Source organism: Virgibacillus alimentarius, assembly GCF_017874635.1.
GTDB lineage: Bacteria > Bacillota > Bacilli > Bacillales > Amphibacillaceae > Virgibacillus_B > Virgibacillus_B alimentarius.
The window spans coordinates 13,563-29,457 of the sequence record NZ_JAGIKX010000009.1 but is presented as its reverse complement, the minus strand read 5'-3'; the positions used below and the strand labels follow the sequence as shown (position 1 = coordinate 29,457).

Sequence of the window (15,895 nt, the reverse complement as noted above, 5' to 3'; positions counted from 1 at the left end):
CTACTTTACAATGAGATATGAAACCAATTCAAAATCTTCTACTCTTTGCGTCGTGTCATAGGATAGGGATGATTCTCCTATACTAAATAATGAGGCCATTCCAATTTCCTCATTTTTACCAATGATGAAATCTATAGCTGAAGATAACATGGACTGGTATTTTTCCATATCAGAGTTATCATCGGTTTCCTGCTCGAAGTTATTTATTAGTTCTGGGAATACTTCGTTTTGACCAAGGCATAGCTTTCGGTATAAATCTAATATTTGTTTACTCTTTACATGACTAAATGAAATACGTTCATTTTCATCAATATAAATTAAATAATATGGTTCTAAAGCACTTTGATCCTGTATAACTGCCTTCTGATTAATCTGACGAAGGCAAAAAATGATTCCGGGATTAATATCAGATTCAGATTCTGCACCACCTGATGCTATTGCATATAATCCTAATGGAGCTTTCTCAATTACCTCTCTGTGATTTTCCATATATTCCACTAAATCCATTTTAAAATCATTTAGGGTTAGATCTGTAATTGAAAGTCCACCTGACATTTCTTCTAAGTCAATTACTTCCTCTTGAAGTTGTTCAAGCTGCTTTCGGCGGTATTCAAGGTCGTTCATTTTTTCGCCTTTGTAATCAATAACATTTTCTTCCCCTGTTGCAGATATATCAACAAGTGCCATACGCCCTGTTACACGTGCTTCCAAGTTTATATACTCATCCAGTTCCATATTCGGCCAAAAGTTTACTAACTGTATTTTATCGTTTATAGACCCAAGACGATCAATTCGTCCAAAACGTTGAATTATGCGTACAGGATTCCAATGTATATCATAGTTAACTAGATAATCACAATCTTGTAAATTTTGACCTTCTGAAATACAATCGGTAGCAATTAATATATCTGTTTCTTCCGTTGCATCAGGATAAAGTGCCTCTCGCCCTTTTGATTGTGGTGAGAAATGTGTTAAAACTGCATTCAGATCTTTTGTCTTAACACCTTTCATCGTAGTTTTATTGCTGCCAGAACCCGTAACTAACGCAGAATGTACCTTTAAATTATTTTGTACCCAGTCTGCTATATTCTCATATAAATAATTTGCTGTATCTGCAAATGCTGTAAAGATAATTATTTTTTTGTTCTGTCTGTTAATTGGATTTTGAATTTTATTTGCTATATGTCTCTTTAAATATTGCAATTTTTCATCACGGTTTGGTTGAACTTTAGCCGCTTCTAATATTATTTGCTCTAAATACGTCTTATCGTCTTCAAGTGCTTGTCTCCATTTAATACGATCCATATCCTGTATTAATACTTTTACCTTTGAACCTATCAGCATATCTTCAATTTCATCGTCTTCAATGTTTATATCGCTAATATTCAAAGAGCTATCTGTATATTCTTTGTAATGATCTAACTTGTATATAAGATCGTCAATTCTATGAAGTAATGATGCGATAGTCTTACCAAATGAATATATGGAACTTTCCATTCGCTTTAATAGATTAACACGCATCAGGTTTATTAAACTTAGTTCACGATCTAATTGAGTTAAAACCGATTTATTACTTATTACAGTATCGTATTTCTTACTATATTCAGCCCTTTTCTCGGGTAAAAGATATCGTAATGGTGCATAGGCACTAAGATTCAATCTATTAATATTTTTGTTTACTTCCTCCAATGGAGGGAACTCATATAGATTGTCAATCGGCGCATGTTCATTAATTGGTTTTAAACGTTTAGGGAATTTACCTATTTCTTTTAAATCATAGTATTTTTCAACGTGTTTCCTAGAACGAGCTATGGTTAATGAATCCAGGAGTTTAAAATAATCACTATTCAACATTTCTAATAATCTATCTGTATTGCGTTCTTCGTCCTCCAGTTTCAGCCACTTATTAAATGCTGTTTGTGCTCTGCGTAGAGATGTTTCAATACTATGAATGCCTACATTTTCCAGCGCATCATCTTTTCCTTCTGTTATGAAGGCTACTTGGTTTTTCAAATCTTTCATTCGGTTATTTACTGGAGTTGCTGATAACATTAGAGCTTTTGTTTTTACACCTGCTTTAATTACTTTGTTCATTAATCTTTGATAGCGTGTTTCATGATCTTTCCTTGCATCGTTGTTACGGAAGTTATGTGATTCATCGATTACAATAAGATCATAGTTACTCCAGTTGATAGTCTCTAGGTTAATATCCCCGGACATTCCATTGTAACGACTTAAATCTGTATGGTTTAGAACATCATAATTAAACCGATCAGCAGCTAAGATGTTTCTTTTATCGTTAAGTGTATAAATCGTCCAGTTTTCACGTAACTTTTTCGGTGCCAATACTAATACACGATCATTTCTTAGTTCATAATACTTAATTACCGCTAAAGCTTCGAAGGTTTTACCAAGACCAACACTATCTGCAATAATACATCCATTATGTTTTTCTAGCTTATCGATTGCACCAAGCACTCCATCTCTTTGAAATTTGTATAGTTTGTTCCATACAACTGTTTCATGAAAGCCAGTTTTTGATTTTACTATTGTATCTTCATCGAGCTCATCTAAGTAATCTCTAAATATATGGTAGAGAGTAACAAAATAAATAAACTCAGGATTATGGTCTTGGTATAGCACCTCTAATTGATTAAGTAATTCCTCTTTTACATCTTCAAGTTGATTCTTATCTTTCCAATAAGTATCAAACCATTGAATGTACTGCTCAGTCATTGTTTTTTCATCTGTAAACGTAGTAAGAGCGGGTTCATTTGAATAAGTAAACCCAAGAGTACTACTCCGGAAATTTGAACTACCAAACATGGTAAATGAATCATGTCTAGAATTCTGCACATTTATCATATTCATAGTTGGAACTGAAGTTTTAAATGATTTTACTTCTACTTTTTCGCGGATCCACTGAGCACACTCTTTTGCAATCTTACTCTGAGTTAGAAGGTTTCTAAATCCTGCTTCGTCTTCAAATCCTGAAAGACCCCGTTCCCTCTCTAGTTGATTAGTATTTTGTTTATTGTCATGAGGTATCTCGGTAAATGAAGGCTCAGTAAATAGAAATTTCACATGATCTACTTTTGATAATTCTTTTTTTAATGCATTAAATGCATAGATTGTAAAGTAAGCAGACATGATTGATAACTTTGCGTTAGATCTAATATTTTCTTTGATAGTTTCACCAATTGATCCCATTTTCTTATTATCTAGTAGCTTTTGCATGACTATATCCCCTCAGAGTACATTATTATCTTTTATACTATCAATTTTGCTAAGTATATTAGTTACAATATTTAACCTTCTTTTTCCGCACTGTTGAAGAATAATTGTGGTGTATTTCCCGTTTTTCATAAACTTATCATTGTTGGTCTTATATAACTGATGAATTAATTCAGTCATCTGGCTCTCATTAATCCCATCTTCCCAGTATTTATCTATTATTTGGTTAATAGTGGATGCTAGATCCCTTTGTGTTCTTTGATACAACTTAACTTCCACTTTGAAGTTCACCTACTCTTACTTTTTTTATACTTTATTTTTATTCTATAGGTAGTCCATTAGTAACACAATAGAAATGGAGAAAATTACACATATTTTCCCGAAGCACCTGCACTCATATATGAAAGGGGGTACCCATCTGTTTCATGCCCCACCCCTTTATATAAACCGTTGTTTATCCAGTTGGATAGATAACGGTTTTTTTGCATTACAGAGACGACATGCGTGGTGAGAGGAGCGCACTATGAAAGGAGGAATGGAGATGAACAACTCATTGATCAAGATCCTAATTGAAGCTAAGAAGCTAAACAAATGGATCCCTGCAAAGTTCCTAGTGAAGTACGACATTCAAAAGGTTAATCTATCAGAACTTGAGGATGATGGACTCATTCTGACTATGAAAAGTAAGTCAGATGGAATGGTATTGAAGTTAACACTCAAGGGTTATCACCACTTCAACAGCTAATTAGGATTATCCAATAACATTTAGGAGGAATTTTATTATGCGGAAAAACTTATGGCTTGATCATGAATTGATTAATGGGAAAAGAGTTCCTATTCCAGAGATTAAAACAATCTATCAATCGTTATTAAATGAAGATGAAAGAATTAAAAATGAGATAGTAGATGCTATTGAATGCAATGACTACGTTAGGCTATCTCATTTACTAGTTAGTAGAAATAAGATCCAAACAGCGCTAAAGGAAGTCGTGGCCTTACATGAAGATGATTTGAAAAACTATGTTTCTACTAAAGAGCGAGTTTCTTATGCACTAACCAATGCTGCTGAATCACTGGAATCAAGAGGAGAAGATGTACTTTTAAACGTTATTAAGAGCTTAGAAAATATGAATCAGTCTACACATAGTTTGGTAACTAAGTCATTAGATTTCTCATCTAAAGCATTCAGTAAAGGTAATCAAATAAATCATAAGGCAGGAAAGTTTCTTGTGAAGAAAACGTCGCAAGGACTATCAAAACTTGCAGATGCAATTAATAAAAAATCTTAATCTATTGAAAGGAGGTGAGAAACATATGAAATCAAGTATGCATTTCCAAAGTGACAATATAGTACCATTCTCTAATCATGAATCTGAAATAGTTTCACTACCTAATATTGTTGTATCGACTATCGAATCCAAACGCCGTGTACAGGAACTCCAAACGTTTGTTGAAGAGGTGATGGTGAAAGGTGTTGATTATGGTTTAGTAGATGGATTTTCAAAGCCTACATTACTTAAGCCAGGTGCCGAAAAGCTATGCGATGTATTTGGGTTCTTGAAAACAGCAGATGTCGTCAATCGTATCGAACAATGGGAATCAGGTATATTTGCTTATGAAGTGAAGATGACACTAATACGCAAAGACAATGGACTCGTTGAAGCTGAGGGCCTGGGATCATGCAATAGCAAGGAATCTTCCTTTCAGCAACAAGACCCTTATACAATCGTCAACACAGTATTGAAGATGGCAAAAAAGAGAGCGTTGATAGACGCAGTTCTATCTGCAACACGTTCAAGTGGTATCTTCACTCAGGACATTGAAGATTTTCCGCAAGCAAAAACTAAGGCAAGTAAAGGAGGTGGTGAACAAGCAACAAAGGCTCAATTACAGAAGATTTTCCGTATCGTCGACGAAATGGATATGCCAACAGATGTTGCAAAAGAATTGATGAAGATGACTTTTAGTGTTGAGCGTAGTACACAGCTAACCAAGAAGCAGGCATCAGACTTTATCCAAGATTTACTGGTGCTGAAGGAGGTGAGGACTATGGATGGTCAAAACAATATTGATTAAAAGCACATGGATTGCAGATGCGGTCGATGTGCTTTCTTTTGCACAAAAATAGATGAGCTCATCGGCACATGAACTCATCTAAAAGTGTCACTCAACAACAGCATATTGCAGAAAATGTATTAACTCAATTGGGAGGGACGATATCGTCTCTCCTTTTTTAATTCAATCAAACAATTAATGGAGGAATTTAATATGAACAATTCAATCGATAAAATCACTTTTAGAAATCTATTAGCAACAACAACTCGTGAAAAGGAAGATAGTTATGTAGTGAATGAACTATTCAGCCGCTTCCCATCCATTCAGGAGTTATTAGCTGTAACTGAGAATGAATTGCTACAAATCAAAGGTATTGGGAAAGTAAAGGCCAAACAAATCATTGCTGCTTTACAACTTGCCCGCATGAACCCTTGCCCAGTCGAACAAAGATTTACAATTCGCTCACCTGAAGATGCTTATGATTACCTAAAAGATATGCAATATTTGCAGCAGGAGCATTTTGTGGTTCTGGGCTTAAACACAAAAAACCAGATAGTCTTCCGTGAGACAGTATTTGTTGGCTCATTAAATGCTAGTATCGTACATCCGCGTGAAGTGTTCAATCATTTAGTACGCCGTAGCTGTGCAAGTGCAATTGTGGGGCATAACCACCCTAGTGGAGACGTTTCACCAAGTATGGAAGACATTAATGTAACAAAACGCTTAGGCGAGGCTGGGAAGATGATGGGTATCGAGATTTTGGATCATATCATCGTCGGTCATGAAAAGTATACTAGTTTGAAAGAAAAAGGATATCTATAAAAAAATTTTTCAAGAAAGTCAGTGAAGGTGCTAGAGATAGCGCCAACACTGGCTTTTCTCTTATTATTCTCAATTTATGGGCTAAAGATGGAAATAGTCAGCACTTTTCTCGTAGGTACCTCTTTGTAATTTAACCTTAAACCTTGAATTATAAGGGTTTTCTAAGGATTTTGTATAAATATTAAAATCTGCTAAAAAACCAAAATAGCCATTCACTATGTATTAATCCGCTATAACCCAGAATTGTAACATTGAAATTTGATATATTTTATAAATACCCTGCCTTCGGATATGAAAACTATCTTTATAAATCATTTATGATAAGGTTCATTTTTCTGTATTTTGAATGCACGGTATACCTGCTCCAATAAGATTAGTTTCATGAGTTGATGTGGAAATGTCATTTTTGAGAACGATAATTTTTGATCGGCGCGATTTAAAACATCATCACTTAATCCATTTGATCCACCAATAACAAACGAAATTTGACTCTTACCATGTATGCTCAGCTTCTCCATTTCACTAGCCAGTTGTTCTGATGACCAGTTATCTCCTTGTATATCAAGAGCAACAACATATTGATTCGGTTTAATCTTGTTTAAGATACGTTCTCCTTCTTTTTGTTTCACTTGATGCAGTTCCTTATCACTCAATTGATCAGGGGCTTGCTCATCACTTACTTCGTCCATTGTTAATTTACAATAAGGACGCAATCTTTTTTCAAACTCAGCAATGCCAAGCTTTATGTACTTTTCTTTTACTTTACCAACACTTACAATCTGTATTTGCATTAAAAATCTCCTCTTCATAAGATTATTCAGCTAGTACCTTGGTACTTTTCAAGGCACTAGCTTGTATTCATATTTACGCGTACTATAAACCTTTGTTATTCATTATTCGTTCTTTCTCCATTTTATAAATATAAGGAATACGACTTGATATATCAGTAAAATCAATAGACATAATAAATCGCTCATATTTAAATACCAATGCGTCCAATATCTTCTGATTAACTTCATCATTAACCTCTACAACGGATAGCCCATCTATCTTTTGCGGGAGATTAACTATATACATTTCTGCATCATCATCTATTTTTAATATAACGTCGTTCATCGTATGTATTGAGTCAAGCTTAACCCGACCAACTGCTAGTATATCATGTGTTGGAAAGGTATCTATAATATCTACAATAACACTCATTTTACACGCTCCTCTATCATTATTTCTACACATTAATGCATTGATGCAAGTTTTAGCAAATGCTATAATCAAATCAACTTATAATTTTATGGCTGTCTACTGTTATATCAATGCAGTGGCAGTCTTTTTTTGTGGTAATACTCTTAATGGAGGCAGCATGCTATCTCCAATAAGTAATACATCGGTTCCAAGAATACCTCTTAATTGCCTTTTTCTCTTTCTGAAGGTTGATGCAGCATATTTGTTTAAGCACTCATCTTCACCACTAAACAGCAACTCTGTAGCAAATGCTATTAGAGATGATTTGGTTCTGAGTGGGATGGTTTCCTGGTTTATAGCATCTATCACTTGCTGCAATGATGTGTATTTCACACCACTACTTAATCCATTCCGATCCAACCCCTTTTGCAATATCTTAGCCGCTACATCTATAGTCAAGACTTCCACAGCCTTTCTTCCGGGACTTATTTTACGTATTTCAGTATCCGAAAGCTCAATTTCATATCTAAGTATGCCTTTTGCTCTCTTTAAATGCCGGGCCTTATCAGGATATTGGCGTTGTTGTTCCACCTCCGCCTCTTTATCGTAAATCTTCTCTTTCTTCTTGGTAGCCTTCCATTCTACCGATTCAACCCTATCACTACCCTTAGCGTTAAACGTTCTCTTTTGATATTTCGCTATTGAACGAGCGGACATAGCATTTAAATATCGACTCTTTAGATGGCCAACAATAAAATTCTTACAAACATGCACCTTTTCGGTCACCCAAGTACTAATTGATGGTACTCTTGAAAGATTAATTTTGAGCTTTACAGATATATATTTACGCATCATTTTAAAAAACGTGTCAATATCATCATCTTGTAACTCGTTAACATTTGAACCATATATAAATGAAGGAATGGAAGTCTCTATTTTTAACCAACATTTAGAGGGTTCGTCTTCTTTGTAAGTGTACCTGATAAATGGAAGACCCTTATGGTCACTATCATATAGCTTCTTAAAGATAGTTTTATTTGCCTCTAACCTCCTTGAAGAAACCGTTTCATTCCAATCTATATTATCTATTTCCTGTCTAGACAACATTAAAGGTACTGCTATCTTCACAGTATCAAACATGTATATCACGCTCCTTAAGTAGCTAGTTGTGCACGTATTACATAGAAAACACAAATCTACTTCTTATTATTCAATTGCTCATACAGAATATCTGCTATCCTATGAATAAACTGATTACCTTTTTCTTCTTTCTCAATGAGCCAATCAGCAATGCTCTCTTCATTACTTAAGGAGATATTACATTCTCCCACATTAATTCTTTCATTCAATTTAGGTCACCTCGCTTTCTTGATTGAAATCATAACACAGCGATATTAAAAATATCAATACCCCTATCTAATATTTTAATTTTGTGGTATATTATATTTAGAAAATAAAATGACAGGAAGTGAAACAATGAAGAAGATTACCTTAAATAAGACAAACCTAACGGATCTTTCAAGTCTATCTATTGGAAAAAGAGTACGTTATATTCGCGAACATCTTCAAGACGAGTGTGGGAATTCTTTTAGTGGAAAAAGCGTAGCAAATCGAATTCAGTTATTTTCCCAATCTACCTTAACAACGATTGAAAGAGATAAAACGAAAGATATTCCATCTAAGGTTTTATACGCCATTGCCAAGGACTTTGGGGCAGACTTATACATGTTTTTTGATGACTTTTATAAAAATAGAAGCCTTGAATCAGTTGTCTTAATTCCATCTTTATATAACAAAGATGATCCTGCTAAGGAAACTAAGGATGATAGTGAACTCCTTAAAACTCAAATGGCTATAGAAACTAATCCACTACTTGAAAACGAATACGCAATAAAAACGACGGTTAGTAAAGTAGCTTCTAACGAAGATGAACAAATAACGTTTATCTTTAAGAGTAGAGTAAAATATACCGAACAACATTTATTTTACTTGCTCTCCCATATTATTAATCAAATTAATACGATAGATGTAACTATCGAACCAGAACTTGCCGATAGTAGTAATCAACTAGATTCCATAAGACTAGCTAAAGATTATATTCAATATGGGAAAACTTCCTTACATGCATTTCCATGGTATTCAAACAAAGGCAAATTAGGATTAGATAACAAAGCCTTTGAACAAGCAGTTAGATATACAAATATGTTATCTGATAATCTCAAATACAATCCGGAAGAAAGGGAAGAGAAAAATGACCAATCCAACTAAAGCTGCATTATATGCACGAGTTAGTACAGAGGAACAAGCAACCGTGGGTTATAGCATCCAAGCACAAATTTCTGAAATCGAAGCTTACGCTAGAAAAAATGAATTAGAGATAGTCGAGAGATATGTTGACGAGGGATTTAGTGGAAAGAATATTTCTGGGCGCCCCCAAATGAAGCAACTGATTAAAGATATAGATACTAATAAATTTAGTACCATTATCGTTTATAAGATAGACCGTATTTCACGCAAGACAAAAGATGCCTTGGAAATTTCAGACCAATGTGAACAAGGAAATATTAGCTTAATTAGTGTCACAGAACCTTTTGATTTCGCAACTTCATTAGGAAAATTTGTCTACCAAATGGTTAGTAATGTATCTGAGTTGGAACGTAATATGATTGTTGCTAGAGGAAAAATGGGCATGATCCAACGTGCCAAAGAAGGCTACTACAATGGAGGTAGGGTGTTAGGATACGATAGTGTCAATAAGGAATTAGTCATCAATGAGGAAGAAGCACATGTAGTCCGATTAATATTTGATTACGCAGAGCAAGATTTAGGGTATAAAGCAATTGTAAGTCGCATAAATACCATGGGCTATAAAACAAAACGAGGATACGATTTTTCTATAAATACAATCAAAACCATTTTAGATAATCCAATTTACATTGGGCAAATTAGATATAATAAATATCAGGACTGGGCAGAAAAGCATCGTAAAGGAATAAACAAAGATTATATTATATCGAAAGGAAAACACGAACCAATCATTTCTCAGGAGCAATGGGATCGTGTTCAACAATTTCGAAAAAAACGCTCTGTAAAGCCCGCACGTTCCAATAAACCTTATATATTAAATGGTCTAGTTCGGTGTCCTAAATGTGGATATGGAATGGTTTCTGCATCATCGAAAGGCTCAAAAGGTAAAAAGTATCGTTACTATGTATGTGGACTATTCCACAACAAAGGTAGTAAAGCATGTAGTGCACATTCTATACGCGCAGATCTTGCTGAGCAGCAGGTGATGGAAGAATTAAAACGTATTGTATCTGAACCATATGTATTAAATCAGATTATTGATAATGTTAATGAGCAGCGTAGTGATGCAAAGACTCCTATTAATGATGAAATTAAGGTGCTACAATCTAAGCTAAATAAAGTAGAAGTTCGAATTAACAACATAACGGAGCAATTAATGGATGATCCTTCGTTAGTAGCCATTTTTAAACCTAAGCTAAAAGGGCTTACTGAGGAACAGGGAGACTTTCAAAACAGACTAGAAGCTTTAAATAGCGAATTGGGGGAATGTGATACAACACCTATAGATGCACAGGCACTTCATCACCTTTTAAGTAACTTTGAGAAAGTAATGCAGGATGCTGATCCTGAAAGACAAAAGGCATTATTCCGCTTAATCATCAAGAATATACAGATTAGTAAAGAGGCACCACGTGGGATTGGGAGACATATAGAGAAGATAAATCTACACTTTGACTTTACAATGGAAGGTTTAGAGGAACAGTCATTGGAACTATTGGATGCAGTTGGTATGGATTATATTGAGCCAGTGGAGAGTTGGATGCTGGAAAAAAAGGATGGTAAAATGTTGAGCGAAATGATGGATTCGCTTAACATTTTACCCTTAAAAGATGTACGGTTCCCCCCTCATAATCCGAAAAGCCCGGTACACCTGCTCTAGCAACACCAGCCTCATCAGTTGATGCGGAAATGTCATTTTAGAAAAGGACAACGCAAGATCACTCCGCTTCTGCACCGCTTCGCTGATCCCGAGTGACCCGCCGATCACAAATACTATTTTGCTCTTTCCGTAGGTCGCAAGCCCGTCCAATTTCGATGCGAGTTGCTCAGAACTTAACATTTTCCCGTTTATTTCCAGGGTGATGACAAACGCATCTTGAGAAATATTAGACAAAATGCGTTCACCTTCTTTTCGCTTCACTTCCTGCATTTCTAATTCGCTCATCGTTTCCGGAGCTTTTTCGTCTGCTACTTCAATGATATTTACTTTGGCATAGGCACCAAGGCGTTTTAAATATTCTTTGATGCCTTCTTTTAGATGTTTTTCTTTTAATTTTCCAACAGATACGATTGTTATTTTCAACGCCTAAACTCCCTTTTTTCGCATTCTCTCATTACTTCCTAGTTTACCAAAAATCTTTCATTTGCCATAATGTGTTTGATCCTATTTTCTCTTGGGAAAGGTATTTATATAGTGAAAATAAAGAAGAACTGGATATGCTTAACATATAACGGATGGAAAGGAGCGGTTCATATGAAAATGGAACAAGTTTTATTTATCCAAACAGGGATGGGCATTGATGTACATGGTCAGGATATTACAAAGGCTGCCAGAAGAGCGGTTGAGGATGCGATTTATAAAAATTCCATGCCTGGGATTGAGAAAAGTCTTCCAGAACAGCGTTTGGAGAATATGAAAGTGAATGTAAAGGTTGCTGTTCCGCTTGATCGAAATAAATTAGATGTTGATCACATTAAAGAAGTCATACCGTATGGTTCTGTTCATGTTGAGGTTACAGATGGCGGGATGGCAACAAGCAGCGGGATTATCTTGGATGATAAAGGGGATGAAAATGATTTAATGTATATGGTGAATGCGGCAGTTGAAGTTGGTTACTAAAAATATATTTCCCTTCTTTCGCCCTCCATGTTTAGGGAGGGCTTATTTGATGCTTCTATTAAAAGAGAGTCCATGCCTTTTCATACGCAGAAGTTAGAACCCCTTTCACCTTATTTACCTTACAAGTTCTTGCTTTACTTCTTCTATTTGTTTAAGATGCCTTTTTTCGTGATAACCGATAAAGGGGATCCACTGCTTCAAACTTAAATCGCCAAATGCCGGGTGTGGATACGTTCTTTGTTCTAAAATCTTCGCTTCTGCAGATTCAGCCAGCTTCGTTAAATCCGCTCTGGAAGCCGCTAGTTTTTCTTTCATTTCATTCAATGTTATAAATTCATTAGATGGCTGAGCAAATGATGGAGCCTTTGCTTTCGTAGAACGATCCACAGACATTTCGATCGGTTTCTTTGATACCTCTTTGTTTTCACCATTCTCGATTTGATCAGCAATCGAATGGGTAACGGCCTTTTCGATTAAATACAAATGCTCAAGTACCTGCATAATCGACCAGCGATCTTCTTCCACTTTCTTATTTAATACTTCATCGGATAAACCACTGACTACATCCAATATTTCCTGACGTGCTTCGGTATTGATATCCAAGATCATTCACTCCATGAGATAAGATTTTTATATGTATCATTTTACCATATTCAAAAATATCTGGGCTAACATAAACGACAAGTGCATATGTTGAAACGAAAGATCCCCCCTTAACTTCCTGATGGACCATGGTATAATTGTAAAAAGTAAGTACAAAGAGGTGTTTTCCATGTTTATCAAAGACGTTAATGAAGATATTTCCCTGAGAATGCTATCGATTCGAGATGCAGAAGCACTGTTTCAAATAACCGATCAGTCACGGGAGCATTTGCGCCAGTGGCTTCCCTGGGTAGATGAAACGAAAACCGTTGAGGATTCACGCAGTTTTATTAAAAATTCGTTTCAGCTATATGCGGATGGAACCGGGCTTACAACTGGAATATTCTATCAAGAGGTGCTTGTGGGGGTTGCCGGTTTTAATAAGTATGATTGGAAAAATCGTATCGGGTATATTGGCTACTGGCTTGCGAGTGCATATCAAGGACATGGAATTATGACAAAAACGGTGCATACATTAGTCGATTATGCATTTCATGAACTGGAATTAAATCGGATTGATATTCGGGCTGCGAAAGAAAATAAGCGCAGTCGTTCGATTCCTGAGCGCTTAGGGTTTACAGAAGAAGGGGTAATAAGGCAAGGGGAATGGCTTTATGATCATTATGTAGACCATGTTATTTACGGCATGCTAAAAAGGGAATGGGTAAAAGTGGAACATCCTCCTACCGGGAAATAGGCTAGGAAGATGTTCAACATTTCCCGGGAAATATCGACATAATCTAACATCATTTCCCCATTATTCTCTTTTATTTTTCAGCCTGTTCATACAATGCATCAAAGTGCTTTACCATTTCAAAATCTACGTCTGTTAGTCCTTTTGCTTGCCAAGAGGAAATTTTTAGCGTGACCATTTTATAATCAATCGAGATAAATGGATGATGTTGTTTCGATTCCGCATATTCAGCAATTTGATCCACGAACCTTACTCCGGCCAAGTAATTTTTAAACCGGTATCTTCGCTCTATCCACTTTTCATCTACCCGTTTCCAATCTGGGACTTGTTCAAGTTCTTTCCTGATTTGGTCTTCACTTAAACGTTCCATTTTATCCTCCTTATTAACTACTTTGAAGATTCTCCGGTCTTCCTTATATTCCCTTTTACTATAAGTCAAAACCTATTCTAAAGCAAAATTCTGAATTTTTATGCACAACTTATCCACAGTTGTGGACAAATGAAATAAAAACAGAGTTCTGCCATATTGCAGAACTCCTAATCAAAACTTTTTATTGCATTTGTACGCGGTGCAGATGCGCAAATATCCCATTATGCTGGATCAGTTCATCATGTGTTCCGTTTTCCGTAATCCCATCCTTTGTAACGACCATGATTCGGTCAGCATTTTTAATCGTTGCAAGCCGGTGAGCAATGATTAAGGTTGTCCGGTCTTTCGCTAATTCATTTAATGCTTTTTGAATGATCATCTCCGTTTCCGTATCGAGTGCTGAAGTTGCTTCATCCAAAATTAAGATGGGTGGATTTTTTAGAAACATCCTTGCAATGGCAATCCGCTGTTTCTGACCGCCAGAAAGCTTCAATCCTCGCTCTCCGACTTGTGTTTCGTAACCATCTGGAAGTTCCTTAATAAATTCTTCCATATGTGCTTTACGTGCTGCACGTTCTATTTCCACGTCGGAAGCACTCAGGTCACCGTAAGCAATATTTTCGCGTAGTGTTCCCGTAAATAAGAATACATCTTGCTGGACGATTCCGATTTGATGCCGCAAAGATTCCTTTGTCATATCACGTATGTCCATTCCGTCTATGGTAATGCTTCCTTTATCTACATCATAGAATCTTGGAATGAGGGAGGAAATCGTTGTCTTTCCGGCTCCTGATGGACCAACAAATGCGATGGTTTCTCCAGCATGAATATTAAAATTCATGGATGTTAAGACGGGGCTCTGCGTTTTTTCATAGCTGAATGTTACATTGTTAAACGAAATATCTCCTTTTAGCGACCCAACAGGCTTGGCATCTTTACGATTTTCTACTTCTGGTTCTACATCCAACAGATGAATAAATCGTTTAAAGCCTGCCATCCCTTTCGGATAGAGTTCAAGGAGAGCACTAATTTTTTCAATCGGTTTAAAGAGCACATTCATATATAAAACAAATGCGACTAATTCACCGTAGGATAGTTTATGATTAAAGCTCAGCCAAGCACCAATGACAAGCACAACTAAAATAACGAAGCGCATCAGCATATGGATATTAGCGGATACGAATGCCATGACCCGGTATGCGCCCAGTTTTGCCGTCCGAAAGCTGTAATTATCCTTCGTAAAACGCTCCATTTCAAATTGCTCGTTCGTAAACGATTGAACAACACGAACGCCAGCTACCGCATCCTCCACTCGAGCATTTACATCAGCAATATCAAAGTACATCTTCCGCCACGCGGCACTCATTTTTATATTACTGTATGCAATCAGACCGATTAAAATGGGAACGATGATCAAAATAATTAGTGCTAATTGAAAATTAACCGTAAACATGATCCAAAATGCGCCGATAAATGTCATCGCTGCGATAAAAAAGTCCTCCGGTCCGTGATGGGCTAGTTCCCCAATATCAAATAGATCATTGGTAATCCGGCTCATTATATGGCCTGTCTTTGTATTATCAAAAAAGCGAAAAGATTGACGCTGCACATGGTTAAATAATTCCTGCCGCATATCTGTCTCAATATTAATTCCTAACTTATGCCCCCAGTAAACCACCACGTATTGCAAAAATGTGCTGAGGATGTAAACGAAAAATAGTAGGATACTGACGGTCACGATTACATTCCAGTTACCTCCAGGCAGTAAGTCATCAATAAACCACTGAACCGCCACTGGAAAAGCAAGCTCCAGCAATGCAACGATCACGGCAGAGGTAAAATCAATTATAAATAGGCGCCGATGCGGCTTGTAATAAGAGAAAAAGCGTCGAATCATTCCTACACTTCCTTTAGGTTAGATCGTCCTGTTTATTTTTTAGCGTACCAACAAGATTATATGGTTATTCCT

At 36.1% G+C, this 15,895-nt stretch carries 18 protein-coding genes; 8 read left to right on the top strand and 10 right to left on the bottom strand.

Annotated elements, in window-relative coordinates; all coding sequences use genetic code 11:
- Both J2Z81_RS07115 and J2Z81_RS07110 read right to left on the bottom strand, forming a co-directional pair.
- Positions 1–3,237 carry a helicase-related protein gene (locus J2Z81_RS07115; protein ID WP_226371007.1) on the bottom strand — a complete coding sequence of 1,079 codons (3,237 nt, stop codon included), beginning with the start codon at positions 3,235–3,237 and terminating at the stop codon, positions 1–3.
- A gap of 12 nt (positions 3,238–3,249) precedes the next feature.
- On the bottom strand, positions 3,250–3,513 hold the full coding sequence (locus J2Z81_RS07110) for a TIGR04540 family protein (RefSeq protein WP_226371006.1): 264 nt from the start codon (positions 3,511–3,513) through the stop codon (positions 3,250–3,252).
- A 262-nt stretch (positions 3,514–3,775) separates the two neighbouring features.
- Here J2Z81_RS07110 and J2Z81_RS07105 point away from each other — a divergent pair, with 262 nt between their 5' ends.
- The 4 genes from J2Z81_RS07105 to radC all read left to right on the top strand — a co-directional run bounded on the left by J2Z81_RS07105 (position 3,776) and on the right by radC (position 6,111).
- Positions 3,776–3,979, top strand: coding sequence for a hypothetical protein (locus J2Z81_RS07105; protein WP_226371005.1), 204 nt, complete (start codon positions 3,776–3,778; stop codon positions 3,977–3,979).
- 37 nt (positions 3,980–4,016) lie between these two features.
- Positions 4,017–4,523: a hypothetical protein gene (locus J2Z81_RS07100; protein ID WP_226371004.1), complete on the top strand. Its 507-nt coding sequence runs from the start codon at positions 4,017–4,019 to the stop codon at positions 4,521–4,523.
- 25 nt (positions 4,524–4,548) lie between these two features.
- Positions 4,549–5,310: a hypothetical protein gene (locus tag J2Z81_RS07095; RefSeq protein WP_226371003.1), complete on the top strand. Its 762-nt coding sequence runs from the start codon at positions 4,549–4,551 to the stop codon at positions 5,308–5,310.
- Between the two features lie 192 nt (positions 5,311–5,502).
- Positions 5,503–6,111 (top strand): RadC family protein, encoded by a 609-nt coding sequence (gene radC, locus J2Z81_RS07090; protein ID WP_226371002.1) that lies wholly within the window; start codon positions 5,503–5,505, stop codon positions 6,109–6,111.
- Between the two features lie 311 nt (positions 6,112–6,422).
- Here radC and rlmH (J2Z81_RS07085) read toward each other — a convergent pair whose 3' ends face one another.
- The 4 genes from rlmH (J2Z81_RS07085) to J2Z81_RS07070 all read right to left on the bottom strand — a co-directional run bounded on the left by rlmH (J2Z81_RS07085) (position 6,423) and on the right by J2Z81_RS07070 (position 8,642).
- Positions 6,423–6,902 carry a 23S rRNA (pseudouridine(1915)-N(3))-methyltransferase RlmH gene (gene rlmH, locus J2Z81_RS07085; RefSeq protein ID WP_226371001.1) on the bottom strand — a complete coding sequence of 160 codons (480 nt, stop codon included), beginning with the start codon at positions 6,900–6,902 and terminating at the stop codon, positions 6,423–6,425.
- An 82-nt stretch (positions 6,903–6,984) separates the two neighbouring features.
- On the bottom strand, positions 6,985–7,314 hold the full coding sequence (locus J2Z81_RS07080; protein WP_226371000.1) for a hypothetical protein: 330 nt from the start codon (positions 7,312–7,314) through the stop codon (positions 6,985–6,987).
- Between the two features lie 102 nt (positions 7,315–7,416).
- On the bottom strand, positions 7,417–8,433 hold the full coding sequence (locus J2Z81_RS07075) for a hypothetical protein (RefSeq protein WP_226370999.1): 1,017 nt from the start codon (positions 8,431–8,433) through the stop codon (positions 7,417–7,419).
- 56 nt (positions 8,434–8,489) lie between these two features.
- The gene (locus tag J2Z81_RS07070; protein WP_226370998.1) at positions 8,490–8,642 is read right to left on the bottom strand and encodes a hypothetical protein; all 153 of its coding nucleotides are present in this window, start codon (positions 8,640–8,642) and stop codon (positions 8,490–8,492) included.
- A gap of 127 nt (positions 8,643–8,769) precedes the next feature.
- On the opposite strand from J2Z81_RS07070, the gene J2Z81_RS07065 reads away from it, so the two are divergent.
- Both J2Z81_RS07065 and J2Z81_RS07060 read left to right on the top strand, forming a co-directional pair.
- The gene (locus tag J2Z81_RS07065) at positions 8,770–9,561 is read left to right on the top strand and encodes a hypothetical protein (RefSeq protein ID WP_226370997.1); all 792 of its coding nucleotides are present in this window, start codon (positions 8,770–8,772) and stop codon (positions 9,559–9,561) included.
- Positions 9,545–11,260, top strand: a complete 1,716-nt coding sequence (locus tag J2Z81_RS07060) for a recombinase family protein (protein ID WP_226370996.1) — start codon at positions 9,545–9,547, stop codon at positions 11,258–11,260. Before J2Z81_RS07065 ends, J2Z81_RS07060 begins: the two co-directional genes overlap by 17 nt.
- Here the strand turns inward: J2Z81_RS07060 and rlmH (J2Z81_RS07055) are convergent.
- On the bottom strand, positions 11,204–11,683 hold the full coding sequence (gene rlmH, locus J2Z81_RS07055) for a 23S rRNA (pseudouridine(1915)-N(3))-methyltransferase RlmH (protein ID WP_226370995.1): 480 nt from the start codon (positions 11,681–11,683) through the stop codon (positions 11,204–11,206). The genes J2Z81_RS07060 and rlmH (J2Z81_RS07055) overlap by 57 nt on opposite strands.
- Before the next feature lie 177 nt (positions 11,684–11,860).
- Between rlmH (J2Z81_RS07055) and J2Z81_RS07050 the strand changes: the two genes are divergently transcribed.
- Positions 11,861–12,220: a Lin0512 family protein gene (locus J2Z81_RS07050; protein WP_029265837.1), complete on the top strand. Its 360-nt coding sequence runs from the start codon at positions 11,861–11,863 to the stop codon at positions 12,218–12,220.
- Between the two features lie 114 nt (positions 12,221–12,334).
- On the opposite strand, the gene J2Z81_RS07045 is transcribed toward J2Z81_RS07050, so the two are convergent.
- The gene (locus tag J2Z81_RS07045) at positions 12,335–12,829 is read right to left on the bottom strand and encodes a DinB family protein (RefSeq protein ID WP_319023825.1); all 495 of its coding nucleotides are present in this window, start codon (positions 12,827–12,829) and stop codon (positions 12,335–12,337) included.
- Between the two features lie 163 nt (positions 12,830–12,992).
- Here J2Z81_RS07045 and J2Z81_RS07040 point away from each other — a divergent pair, with 163 nt between their 5' ends.
- Entirely contained in the window at positions 12,993–13,559 is a 567-nt protein-coding gene (locus J2Z81_RS07040) for a GNAT family N-acetyltransferase (protein WP_226370993.1), read from the top strand.
- A 70-nt stretch (positions 13,560–13,629) separates the two neighbouring features.
- Here the strand turns inward: J2Z81_RS07040 and J2Z81_RS07035 are convergent, their stop codons facing one another.
- Together J2Z81_RS07035 and J2Z81_RS07030 are read right to left on the bottom strand one after the other, a co-directional pair.
- On the bottom strand, positions 13,630–13,926 hold the full coding sequence (locus tag J2Z81_RS07035; RefSeq protein WP_029265843.1) for a 4a-hydroxytetrahydrobiopterin dehydratase: 297 nt from the start codon (positions 13,924–13,926) through the stop codon (positions 13,630–13,632).
- Positions 13,927–14,107: 181 nt separating this feature from the next.
- Positions 14,108–15,823: an ABC transporter ATP-binding protein gene (locus J2Z81_RS07030; RefSeq protein ID WP_226370992.1), complete on the bottom strand. Its 1,716-nt coding sequence runs from the start codon at positions 15,821–15,823 to the stop codon at positions 14,108–14,110.
- Positions 15,824–15,895: the final 72 nt, after the last annotated feature.

Coding starts and splice junctions, on each gene's coding strand:
- J2Z81_RS07115 (WP_226371007.1), bottom strand. CDS start 3,237: ATGCAAAAGCTACTAGATAATAAGAAAATGGGATCAATTGGTGAAACT.
- J2Z81_RS07105 (WP_226371005.1), top strand. CDS start 3,776: ATGAACAACTCATTGATCAAGATCCTAATTGAAGCTAAGAAGCTAAAC.
- J2Z81_RS07100 (WP_226371004.1), top strand. CDS start 4,017: ATGCGGAAAAACTTATGGCTTGATCATGAATTGATTAATGGGAAAAGA.
- J2Z81_RS07095 (WP_226371003.1), top strand. CDS start 4,549: ATGAAATCAAGTATGCATTTCCAAAGTGACAATATAGTACCATTCTCT.
- radC (WP_226371002.1), top strand. CDS start 5,503: ATGAACAATTCAATCGATAAAATCACTTTTAGAAATCTATTAGCAACA.
- rlmH (WP_226371001.1), bottom strand. CDS start 6,902: ATGCAAATACAGATTGTAAGTGTTGGTAAAGTAAAAGAAAAGTACATA.
- J2Z81_RS07080 (WP_226371000.1), bottom strand. CDS start 7,314: ATGAGTGTTATTGTAGATATTATAGATACCTTTCCAACACATGATATA.
- J2Z81_RS07075 (WP_226370999.1), bottom strand. CDS start 8,433: ATGTTTGATACTGTGAAGATAGCAGTACCTTTAATGTTGTCTAGACAG.
- J2Z81_RS07065 (WP_226370997.1), top strand. CDS start 8,770: ATGAAGAAGATTACCTTAAATAAGACAAACCTAACGGATCTTTCAAGT.
- J2Z81_RS07060 (WP_226370996.1), top strand. CDS start 9,545: ATGACCAATCCAACTAAAGCTGCATTATATGCACGAGTTAGTACAGAG.
- J2Z81_RS07050 (WP_029265837.1), top strand. CDS start 11,861: ATGGAACAAGTTTTATTTATCCAAACAGGGATGGGCATTGATGTACAT.
- J2Z81_RS07045 (WP_319023825.1), bottom strand. CDS start 12,829: ATGATCTTGGATATCAATACCGAAGCACGTCAGGAAATATTGGATGTA.
- J2Z81_RS07040 (WP_226370993.1), top strand. CDS start 12,993: ATGTTTATCAAAGACGTTAATGAAGATATTTCCCTGAGAATGCTATCG.
- J2Z81_RS07035 (WP_029265843.1), bottom strand. CDS start 13,926: ATGGAACGTTTAAGTGAAGACCAAATCAGGAAAGAACTTGAACAAGTC.
- J2Z81_RS07030 (WP_226370992.1), bottom strand. CDS start 15,823: ATGATTCGACGCTTTTTCTCTTATTACAAGCCGCATCGGCGCCTATTT.